This window comes from Rubritalea sp., from assembly GCF_039830215.1.
In the GTDB taxonomy this organism is placed as follows: domain Bacteria; phylum Verrucomicrobiota; class Verrucomicrobiia; order Verrucomicrobiales; family Akkermansiaceae; genus Rubritalea.
In genome coordinates, this window is the sequence record NZ_JBDOPO010000164.1 from 1 (window position 1) to 10,516 (window position 10,516).

At 48.8% G+C, this 10,516-nt stretch carries 12 protein-coding genes; 8 read left to right on the forward strand and 4 right to left on the reverse strand.

The window, feature by feature from the left end; genetic code table 11:
• The 8 genes from ABGY95_RS05415 to atpC form a co-directional block, all read left to right on the forward strand.
• On the forward strand, positions 1-573 hold a 573-nt coding region (locus ABGY95_RS05415; protein ID WP_347440678.1), incomplete at its 5' end, for a F0F1 ATP synthase subunit A.
• Between the two features lie 90 nt (positions 574-663).
• Entirely contained in the window at positions 664-846 is a 183-nt protein-coding gene (locus ABGY95_RS05420) for an ATPase (RefSeq protein ID WP_347440679.1), read from the forward strand.
• A gap of 94 nt (positions 847-940) precedes the next feature.
• Positions 941-1,474: a F0F1 ATP synthase subunit B gene (gene atpF / locus ABGY95_RS05425; RefSeq protein WP_347440680.1), complete on the forward strand. Its 534-nt coding sequence runs from the start codon at positions 941-943 to the stop codon at positions 1,472-1,474.
• Between the two features lie 43 nt (positions 1,475-1,517).
• Positions 1,518-1,910, forward strand: a complete 393-nt coding sequence (locus tag ABGY95_RS05430) for a F0F1 ATP synthase subunit delta (RefSeq protein ID WP_347440681.1) — start codon at positions 1,518-1,520, stop codon at positions 1,908-1,910.
• A gap of 58 nt (positions 1,911-1,968) precedes the next feature.
• A complete protein-coding gene (gene atpA, locus ABGY95_RS05435) occupies positions 1,969-3,501 on the forward strand; it encodes a F0F1 ATP synthase subunit alpha (protein WP_347440682.1) in 1,533 nt (510 codons plus the stop codon).
• A gap of 99 nt (positions 3,502-3,600) precedes the next feature.
• Positions 3,601-4,497 carry an ATP synthase F1 subunit gamma gene (gene atpG / locus ABGY95_RS05440; RefSeq protein ID WP_347440683.1) on the forward strand — a complete coding sequence of 299 codons (897 nt, stop codon included), beginning with the start codon at positions 3,601-3,603 and terminating at the stop codon, positions 4,495-4,497.
• 111 nt (positions 4,498-4,608) lie between these two features.
• Complete coding sequence (gene atpD, locus ABGY95_RS05445) at positions 4,609-6,075, forward strand: F0F1 ATP synthase subunit beta (RefSeq protein WP_347440684.1); 1,467 nt, start codon at positions 4,609-4,611, stop codon at positions 6,073-6,075.
• Between the two features lie 73 nt (positions 6,076-6,148).
• Positions 6,149-6,559, forward strand: a complete 411-nt coding sequence (gene atpC, locus ABGY95_RS05450; RefSeq protein ID WP_347440685.1) for an ATP synthase F1 subunit epsilon — start codon at positions 6,149-6,151, stop codon at positions 6,557-6,559.
• Positions 6,560-7,506: 947 nt separating this feature from the next.
• On the opposite strand, the gene ABGY95_RS05455 is transcribed toward atpC, so the two are convergent.
• From ABGY95_RS05455 to ABGY95_RS05470, 4 genes are all read right to left on the reverse strand, one after another.
• Positions 7,507-7,782: a hypothetical protein gene (locus tag ABGY95_RS05455; protein WP_347440686.1), complete on the reverse strand. Its 276-nt coding sequence runs from the start codon at positions 7,780-7,782 to the stop codon at positions 7,507-7,509.
• A gap of 47 nt (positions 7,783-7,829) precedes the next feature.
• Positions 7,830-8,885, reverse strand: coding sequence for a nucleoid-associated protein (locus ABGY95_RS05460; protein ID WP_347440687.1), 1,056 nt, complete (start codon positions 8,883-8,885; stop codon positions 7,830-7,832).
• A gap of 79 nt (positions 8,886-8,964) precedes the next feature.
• Positions 8,965-9,831 (reverse strand): hypothetical protein, encoded by an 867-nt coding sequence (locus ABGY95_RS05465; RefSeq protein WP_347440688.1) that lies wholly within the window; start codon positions 9,829-9,831, stop codon positions 8,965-8,967.
• A 21-nt stretch (positions 9,832-9,852) separates the two neighbouring features.
• Positions 9,853-10,516, reverse strand: a 664-nt coding sequence (locus ABGY95_RS05470; protein ID WP_347440689.1) for an SUMF1/EgtB/PvdO family nonheme iron enzyme, incomplete at its 5' end; no start/stop codon positions are given.

Sequence of the window (10,516 nt, forward strand, 5' to 3'; positions counted from 1 at the left end):
CGTACATTCTGGTTCTTCGGAGCGACTTTCCTTCTCATTATCATCAACAACTACCTCGGTCTTCTTCCAGGTGTAGGCACAATGGGCTGGGGTATGGACTCACACGGGCACTTTGCTCGCCCACTTATGCGTGGCGGTAATGCAGATGTGAACATGACTGCTGCAATGGCATTCTCCTTCGCCATCCTATGGATCTACTGGGCTGTGACTGAAAACGGCCTTAAGGGCTTCCTCGCACACATTTTCGCTCCAAAGGGTAAGTTCAGCGGCATCATGATTCCTGTAATGCTCTTCATTTTTGCAGTGGTTGGCGTTCTTGAGGTAGTCTCTATTGGTATCCGTCCGGTTGCTCTTTCTTTCCGTCTCTTCGGTAACATCTATGGTGGTGAGCAGACATTGGAGGTTCTGATGAATCTCGGTGGGCCTTACCTCGGTTGGTTAACTTCCCTCCCATTCTACTTCATGGAGCTTCTCGTAGGCGGCGTTCAAGCGCTCGTGTTCACGCTCCTCTGTGCAGTCTTCCTTAAGCTCATCTGTGAGCACGACGACCACGGTGAAGAAGGAGCTCACTAAAACTTTCTAAACAATCTCAGGAATCAGACTCATAGCATAGCGACCGTGGGGGGTTCCGGAAAACAACAACAAAACTAACATACTACTATTATGGTACTTACTAAAGCAGCACTCGCAGCGCTCGGCGCAGCAATCGGCATCGGCCTCATCGGATTCAAAGCAACTGAAGCAACTGGTCGTAATCCAGGTGCGGCAGGCCCTATCCTTACACTTGCAATCATTCTTGCAGCTCTTTGTGAGGGTATCTTCATCCTCTCACTCTTCGCTTCATAATTACCTCGCGTAATTAGACGAATTTCACTCGCTGCTGCTTGATGAGTAGCAGCGAGTTTTACTACTCAAATTTCATCAAAAAACTTTTACGATAATGATCACACTACTAGCAGCAGGCGGCGGCACACTCGAAGTCCTTTTGAGCAAATTCAATGTGAATTGGCTTTGGTTCGGTTTCCAGCTCATCAACTTTATTGTTGTGATCATCGTTCTGAAGAAGTTTGCCTTTGGCCCAATCATGGCAATGCTCGAGCAACGCTCAAAGCGCATTGCAGAAGGTGAAGAAAAGCTAAAGCGCATTGAGACTCAGTTAGCAGACTCAGAGGAGCAGACAGCTGCTGCTCTTGATAAAGCTAACAACGATGCAAAGCGTCTTATCGAAGAAGCTAAAGAAAGTGCCGCTACTCTTTCCGAAGAGAAGACTCAGGAAGCCATCGCGAAAGCGCAAGATATCCTCGTGAAAGCACAAGCCAATGCTAAGGCTGAGCGCGACCAAATGGTCACTGAGCTCAAGTCTGACTTCGGCAAGCTCGTAGCCGCTACTACAGCGTCAGTCACTGGTAAGGTTCTTACTGATGACGACAACAAGCGCATCAACCAGGAAGCACTCGCAAGCGTCGAGGGCTAATCTCACAAACACTTTTTTCAAACGTCGATCGCCATTATAAACCATGAAAGTATCTAAAGATGCAGCTTCCGCAGCTCGCCGACTCTACCGCCTCTGCAATGTGGACGGTAAGCTCGACGAAGCAAAATTCAGCAAGGTCATCAAGACTGTAGCAGAAAAGAAACCGCGCAATTTCCATGGCATCCTAGTCACACTCAAGCGTCAACTTGAGCTCGACCTCGCTAAGAAGCACGTCACAGTCGACAGTGCAGCTGAGCTCGATGCAGCGACTAGGGAAAGCATCGTGGCCAAGCTTACTAAGCAACACGGCAGCGATCTGACATTCGAATACAACATCAACTCTGCCCTTCTGGGTGGAATTCGCATCCGCAAAGGTGACGACGTGTGGGACGGTACTGTAAAAGGCCGTCTCGATGCTATCGCCAACGCGTTCTAACCCAATCCAAAACGAATCCCACATCCGGGCAATTTAACCAATCAACCAACAGTAAGATATGAGCAGCATTCTTCAGGAACTCGAACAAGAGATCGCTAACGTCACGACTTCAGTCGGCAAGAGCAACGTAGGCACCATCCGTGAAATCGGTGACGGTGTAGCCAAAGTAGAAGGTCTTAGTGACGTTCAGCTTAACGAAATGATCTCCTTCCCAGGTGGAGTAACAGGTCTCGCACTTAACCTTGAAGAAGGTGAAGTCGGAGTTGTTCTTCTCGGTGAATACCTCCACCTCAAAGCAGGTGACGAGTGTAAGTGCACAGGTGAGCTACTTTCCGTACCAGTAGGTGAAAACCTCCTCGGTCGCGTGATCGACACTCTCGGTGCTCCAATCGACGGTAAAGGCGAAGTTGCTGACACTGTTGACTACCCAGTTGAAAAAATCGCTCCTGGTATCATTAAGCGTAAGTCAGTTTCTGTTCCAGTTCAGACTGGTATCATGGCGATCGACGCAATGGTTCCAATCGGCCGTGGTCAGCGTGAGCTTATCATTGGTGACCGTGCTACTGGTAAGACCACTATCGCGATCGACACGATCATCTCTCAGTCCAATCAGAACAAAGCTGCTGAAGCTGGCAAGCTTCCTGGCTACAAGCCAATGTACTGTATCTATGTCGCTATCGGCCAGAAGCAGTCCAACGTTGCTCGTACCATCGCGACTCTCGAAGAGGCAGGCGCAATGGAGTACACGACAATCGTTTCCGCATCCGCATCTGATTCCGCTGCTAACCAGTTCCTCGCACCTTATACAGGTTGTTCAGTAGCTGAGTACCACATGGACAAAGGCCGCGACTGCATCATCGTATTTGATGACCTTTCCAAGCACGCTGTAGCATACCGTCAGGTGTCGCTCATTCTTAAGCGTCCTTCTGGACGTGAGGCGTATCCTGGTGACGTTTTCTACCTTCACTCCAGACTTCTTGAGCGTTCTGCACGTCTTTCTGAGAATGCAGGTGGTGGTTCACTCACAGCACTTCCAATCATTGAGACACAGGCTGGTGACGTATCCGCATACATCCCAACTAACGTGATCTCCATCACAGACGGCCAGATCTTCCTTGAGACTGATCTCTTCAACCAAGGTATCCGCCCAGCGATCTCAGTTGGTCTCTCGGTTTCCCGTGTTGGTTCATCCGCACAGACGAAGGCGACTAAGAAGGTAGCAGGTACTACTAAGCTTGACCTTGCTCAGTTCCGCGAACTCCAGGCGTTCGCCCAGTTCGGATCTGATCTTGATGACGCAACTAAGGGTAAGATCGACCGTGGTCTCCGTATTGTTGAGCTCTTTAAGCAGAACCAGTACTCACCACTCTCCATGCAAATGCAGGTGGCTGTGCTCTTCGCTATGCAGAACGGCTTCCTCGATGATGTTGAAGTGGAGCGCATCTGCGAATTCCAAGCGGCGTTTGAGGAATTCCTTAACACACGTAAGGCAGACGTTCTTCAGCTCATCGCTGACGACAAAGCTATCACTGACGCAGTTAAGTCTGGCCTCACACAGGCTATCGAAGACTTCAAAGGATCTTGGAAGTAATTCCTACCGGAATCATTCCAAACCACTAAACGACGGGCAGTTCGAGAGCTGTCCGTCATTTCATCCCTTCTCTATTCCACACGCTACTAAGAACTAACAATGGCAAACCTGAGAGACATTCGTCGCCGAATCAAGTCGGTGAAAAACACAGCGCAGATCACCCGCGCGATGGAGCTTGTTGCTGCAGCCAAAATGAAAAAGGCTCAGAACCAGGCACTCGCTGGTCGTGGCTACGCCGATGAGCTCAATAAAGTGCTCGTCAATCTTAAGGAAAACGTGGATGAGAATGCTCACCCGCTCCTCGAGAAGCGTGAAGGCAATAAGACCCTGACTCTTGTTATCTCCGCAGATAAAGGTCTTTGTGGTGGTTTCAACGGAAACCTCTTCAAGGAAGTCAACAAAGCGCACACAGGTGAAACTGAGTACGTCACAGTTGGCCGTAAGCTTCGCCTCAGCCTTATGAAGGCCGGCAACGACATCAAGGCTGACTTCGTGGTGAAGGACCCAGTTCCCTTCGCTGAAGCACGTCCGATCTCTAAGTACCTCACTGAGCAATTCCTCAGCGGTGAATACGACTGCATCAAGGTAGCATTCAACGACTTCAAGTCCACAATGCTACAGGTACCAACCCTAGTTCAGCTTCTCCCTATCGAGTCCAACTCACTCGGTGAAAAGCAAGACTACGAAGGTGTCGGTAAAGATCAGATCAAAGAGATTGACAAAGCGGCAGCCCTTGAGAAAGAGTACACATTCGAGCCGTCTCCTGAGAAAGTTCTCGACACACTCCTTCCTCAGTACGTCAACTTCCATATCTACCAGATGCTTGTTGAATCTCGTGCTTCTGAGCACTCCGCACGAATGGTTTCCATGAAGGCGGCTACCGACAACGCGAAGGACATGCAGGACGCACTCACACTCGAATTCAACAAGCTCCGTCAGGCTGCAATTACTGCCGAGCTCCTCGAGATCACCACTGCCATGAAGGCAATGGAATAGTGGTTAAGTTTTCAGTTCGCAGTTTAAGTTGCTAGCCTGACTGCACTGCTCCGCTGATTACTACCAACTTTTTTACTAAACAAATTTATTAACTGATAATACAACAAAACCATGAGTAACGTAGGAACAATCGTTCAGATCATCGGCGCCGTTATTGACGCTGACTTCTCGAACGCAGACACACTTCCAGACATCTTCAACGCTCTTGAAGTTACATATGACTTCGGCGGCAAAGAAACTAAGCTCGTTCTCGAGGTGCAGTCGCACCTTGGTGACGGATGGGTTCGCGCTGTTGCAATGAGCACATCTGACGGCCTCAAGCGTGGCATGCAGATCACTGACACAGGCGCACCAATCACAGTGCCAGTAGGTGACCAGATCCTAGGTCGAATCTTTAACGTAACAGGTGATCTTGTGGACGAGAACGTGGCACTTGCAGACGCCTCTAAGCGCACAGGTATCCACCGTCCAGCACCTAAGCTCGTTGACCAGGCATCCTCTACTGAGATCCTCGAAACAGGAATCAAAGTGGTCGACCTCGTTTGCCCATTCCTTAAGGGGGGTAAAGTCGGTGCTTTCGGTGGTGCAGGTGTTGGTAAGACAGTTGTTATCATGGAGCTTATCAACAACATCGCACTCGGGCACGGTGGTTACTCCGTATTCGCCGGTGTTGGTGAGCGTACTCGTGAGGGTAACGATCTCTACTGGGAAATGATCGAATCTGGCGTTATTGCTGTGGAGCAAGACGAGAACGGTCACCCAATTCTTAACGAGGACGGCACACCAAAGCTCAAGCCAGAAGGCTCAAAGGTAGCTCTCGTGTACGGTCAGATGAACGAGCCTCCAGGAGCACGTCTCCGTGTTGCCCTCTCAGCACTTTCAATGGCTGAGTACTTCCGTGACGAAGAAGGACAGGACGTTCTCCTCTTTGTTGACAACATTTTCCGATTCTCGCAGGCAGGTTCTGAGGTGTCCGCGCTACTCGGCCGTACGCCATCTGCTGTGGGTTACCAGCCAACACTCTCTGAGGAGATGGCTGGTCTCCAGGAGCGAATCACTTCTACGAAGAAGGGTTCCATCACATCCCTCCAAGCGGTTTATGTTCCTGCGGATGACTTGACTGACCCAGCTCCTGCTAACACCTTCGCTCACCTTGATGCGACTGTTGTTCTTGAGCGTTCACTTGCTGAGCAGGCTCTCTTCCCAGCGGTTGATCCACTCGCATCCACATCTAAGGCACTTTCTCCTGAGACTGTTGGTGAGCGTCACTACAAAGTGGCGCGAGGAGTTCAGGGTGTTCTTCAGCGCTACAAGGACCTCCAAGACATCATCGCTATTCTCGGCATGGACGAACTTTCTGACGAAGATAAAATGTCTGTATTCCGTGCGCGTAAGATCCAACGTTTCCTTACACAGCCATTCTTTGTGGGTGAGGTATTCACAAACGTTCCAGGTGTCTATGTTTCTATCGAAGAGACAATCGAAGGTTTCGAGCAGATCCTCGACGGTAAGTGGGACAGCGTACCTGAGTCTAACTTCTACATGAAGGGCTCCATCGACAAGGTATCCCGCGACTAAATTTTAAGAAGCTGGCGACTACTAAGTCGCCAGCTCATTCTTAAATTTTAAATCACAAATCTTAAATTAATTCATGCTTCATCTAGAAATAGTCACTCCTGAGAAGAAAGTATTCTCAGACAAAGTAGCAGACGTCTACCTACCAGGTGCTGATGGTGAGATCGGTGTGCTTGACCTGCACGCAGCTCTCGTCACCTCACTCACTGCTGGCGAGCTTCGCTACCAGAAGGACGGTAGCTCTCATGAGCTCGCGATCGGCTCCGGCTTCGCAGAGATTTCAGACGACAAGATCATTATCCTCACCGATATGGCCCTTGGCGAAGAAGAGATTGATGAAGCGGCTGCTCAGGCAGCAATCGAGCGCGCTGAAGAGCAGCTCAAGACATTTGAGCATAACGACAATCTCGAAGAGTTCACCCACCTACAGGGCCTCATCGCACAGAACCTTGCCAAGCTCAATCTCAAGCGCAAGCGCCGCCACTAGGCTGGTTGCCTAACGCTTCAAAACAACAGTATTATCAGTAAAAACTCCGCATGGACCACGTCTGTGCGGGGTATTTTTTTGCAAAATCCCCTAAGGCTGTGGCAGGTTAGCCTCTCCGAAGAGGAGCGGCGAGGTTGCGCCCCGTCAATGCGCAGATCAACCTCTCCCACTGACAGGCCTTACCCTATGATCCTCTGCTTAATCAGTACGCTGAGAAAGCTGCTGGGCAGGTAGCGCTTCAAATAGCTTTTCCATACTCAGCTCAACCTTGTCTAACTGGCTGAGACGTCCTAATTAATAAAGTTGTTAGGTAGAGATTTAGGGCGCTTCTCTAAAGAACATCGGATGCTCAAAGTAATTACCAGATCGGCTGGAACACGCGTGAGCCAGAATGCAGACATTGCACCTCCTATGAGCGTAAAGCTCTCAGTGACGAAGTAGCCCCATGTCTCGAACAACCAGGTCTTCAGGCTTCATTTGCGTGAGGAGATACAGCCCTGGTGATTTACCTGAATCGGTTCCATGCGTACATTATCTACTAACAGTTTATTATGTTAGTAAATTAAAAGCCATTTTCAACTTGAATCGCAGCAGTGCGATTGGGTCACATAAATGTGATCAGTAAAATCCGAGGCATTGTCTTTATCCATGACTTGAAAAGTATAATCTTCGACCAAAACTCCGGTGAATCTGTGCCTAGCAGAGCTTAGTGATAGATGAAGAGGATTGCTTCACGAGTACAGCGATCACTGTACGTAAATAGCAAGGCACTTTGTTGGTGAACTGGCTTATAGACCGAGACTCTGGCGGTCGATCTGAGCACAACAATAGCTAACTCCGGCGCTATATTGCTAAATGAACCATCGCCTTTGAGCGCACATTTGATGTGAACGATAATTACTCCAAAGGCACTGAGACTTAGGTTTGCGGTGGATGTAAGAAGCTAACTAGGGCAGCTCTTCAACTTGCACTAATAAGTGTAGTGGCGAGTCGTTAGTGAGAAATCTTTTAGCCATCGACTCCAAAGCTGAGATTTCATCGACACCGAGGACACAAATGGCAAGTAGGGCAAACTCCAGTTCGTTTAAAAAGGCATCGAGCGCATCGGTGAGCTGCACAGCATTGCTATTTTGGTGGTTCTGCAGATCACAGCCGTAGCAGTGGGAAAATAGCCAGTATTCACTTATTACTGAGCGCTTGGATTTGTGGACACAAAAAAGCACGCAACCATGATTAGTTAGCGTGCTTTCTTTGTAAATTGGGGTCAGTTTTAGATCTCGTCGTTGTAGTAGACTTTGACGTATTTCATCTCCATTTTTTCGTCGTAGCCACGCTCCATTATCTCGTTCTCACGCTCGGCGAAGTCAGGGGTAAATTTGAGCACTACTCCAGTATCAAGACGGAGGTTTGCTTTGATCTTTGAGCCAGCCTTTTTGGCTACTTGCTTGTTGATTTCAAAGTTTCCTGTGAGCGGTTCACCGTCTTCATCTTTGTAATTGTCCTTATAGGATGAAAATTTCTCAACGATCTCTGGTTCTTTGAGGACCTCTTCTTGGAAGTGCTTCTCGTCGAACTTATCTTTATCCGCAAAGTACTGCATCGCATCGTTAGCAACACGGTATTTGTCTTCTTGTGGCATCTCTTCTGGAAGGCCTTCATCGGCAAATGAGACACACATTTCTGCGTATTTTTTTGTTTTAAATTCGTCGTCCTTTAGAGCACGAGCACCCAGGAAATCACGGACCCAGAAGTTGGTGTCCGCGCCACCTTTGTCGAAGGTGTAAACGAGGTAGCCAGAGTCTTTTTCGTAGTTAACGATGAGGCAGCCTTTGTCGATCTTGTCTGGGTAGATGCCATTGTGAGTGGTGAGTTGGAGATCGCCGTCTTGGTCGGAAATCTCAAGGAATGGCGTAAGGCTTTCAGACTTCACAATACTGATCGCGTCGCAGATGTCACCATCGATTTGGACTCCTTTGATAAATGCGATGCATAGGTCCCCAGATTTGATATTCGGGTGTTTTGTCTTGTCGTATAGGTGACGGGCAATCTTGCGCGAGTAAGTGAGAAAGCGCTCGTCCTGGTCAAAGATAGTATTGGCGTAGCAATGCATCTCGTGCAGGTCGAGCGAGGATGTGTGGTGAAGGCGGTAGCGATCAAGATTCTTGAATGGCTTTAGAAACGCGAGCGTAAGGACCTCCTTGTCTTCCTCGCCAAATACGCAAAGTTCTTTAGACGTTTTGAGCGATTCGCCACGTAATGGGTTGCCTATTTTGGCAAGGGTGACGTGAGAGAGAGTTGCTTTATTGAAGTTCGCTTTTATTGACATGTCTGATGAGACGCATTGCGCCAAATAGTGATTTAAGAAAGAAAATTACGCGCGAGTCCGCGAGAAAGAATTGGCAATTCTATTGTTCGTAGCCTTCGGGCATTTCCGAGAGTTTGTGGTATTTTGTTTTCTCTTCCATCTCTTTGGCCGGGTCGTAGAACTTGGCGTTCGTCACCGACACTCCACCATCATTGTGGGTGAAGAGTGTAGGGTGGGTGTTGCCCACGCCTTTATAGTAATTACGTTTTGTTGTCTTTCCTGAGGTGTTTACGACTGTGTGGCAGTAAAGTTCGGGAGTGGTGAGGAAGAGCACGTGTAGGTTATTGCTACGGTCAATTGCTTTGAGGGCTTTACGATATGAGAGAATGCGGCCAAGTGAATATGTAGCTAGTATGTGGCCGCGCTTTATGTCTTCCACCTGTACATAAATTTGTGGAGTTCCACTACCGCTATAGTTGAGGATGCGGTACTCACGTTCGTCTCCAGCTACTCCGGGCACACCCACCTTAGTGCGCCATGAAGGAACACCGCGGTTGACTGTGAAATAAGTGGCAGCAGAGCGCGTGCCCTCAGAATGTCCCTGTTGCGGTGTGCGTACTACAGCGTAGACGCTGTAGTTTCCTGGTTGTGCTAGGTCGTAGCTATTGTTGAGAACAAAGGATGAGTTGATCCGTTCAGCTGTTGGAATGGTTGTGCCTTTATACGAAATGTTTTTCACTTTATTGATGACTCGCCCGCTCTGATTTCGAACGACAAACTCGACCCAGTTATTGCCGCCAGTATTACGGAGGGTGAGTGGGCTGCCCGTTTGGTTAGAAATAGTGACAGTGACGCGGATGGGTTCGTAGCTGAGGTACTGCTTATTGTTAGCTTTTACTCCAATGCTGACCTGTGCAAATAGGGATTGGTTAATTAGTAAAGTAGTGAGGAAAATGAGTAATCGCATGGGTGTATGAGGGCGTGAAATTTATTCTATCGGTGCGGAAGTTGACACTGTGCGGAAGCCTAAGTCTGCACGGTAGAGGCTGCGTGCGTCTTCTAGTTCTAGTTTTGACTGGTTAAGCCACTCTCTGGTGGTAGCAGAGCTTTGTTTTTTAAGATAAGAACCGCCCAGTATCAGCGGCATTTTCGGTTTAGTTGGGTAAGAAGGGTCCTTGCTCATTTTAGAACTCCATTCGGCTACATTGCCTGCTAATCCATGGATGTTGTTTCCTGTGGTATCATCGCTTTCCTGGTCAACTGGGCCCCATTGAGATGCGGTGAGAGCTCCTTCTCCTAGTGAGTGGTTGAGGGTAGCATACCATTCTTCTTGAGTCGGGAGTCGGCGACGTTTGTAGTTACAATACGCATGAGCGTCCCACCAGTCGATACCTATCACCGGACAGTTAGGGTCGACTGCAAGCCCGTTCCATTCAGCTCCATTTTTTGCGGCGAGATAGAGATTGTCCCAATCGTGAGGTTTATGATCGCGCTTACTTTCTGGTTGATCTTCGTGTTGGTAAATCGAAATTTGCTGACGACTGAGAATGTCCATCGCCTCGAGGAAGGTTGCGTATTCAGCAATGGTGACTTCATGGCAATCAATCCAAAATGCCGAGAGTTTGACTTGAGAGCCATCGTGAGTGATGTAG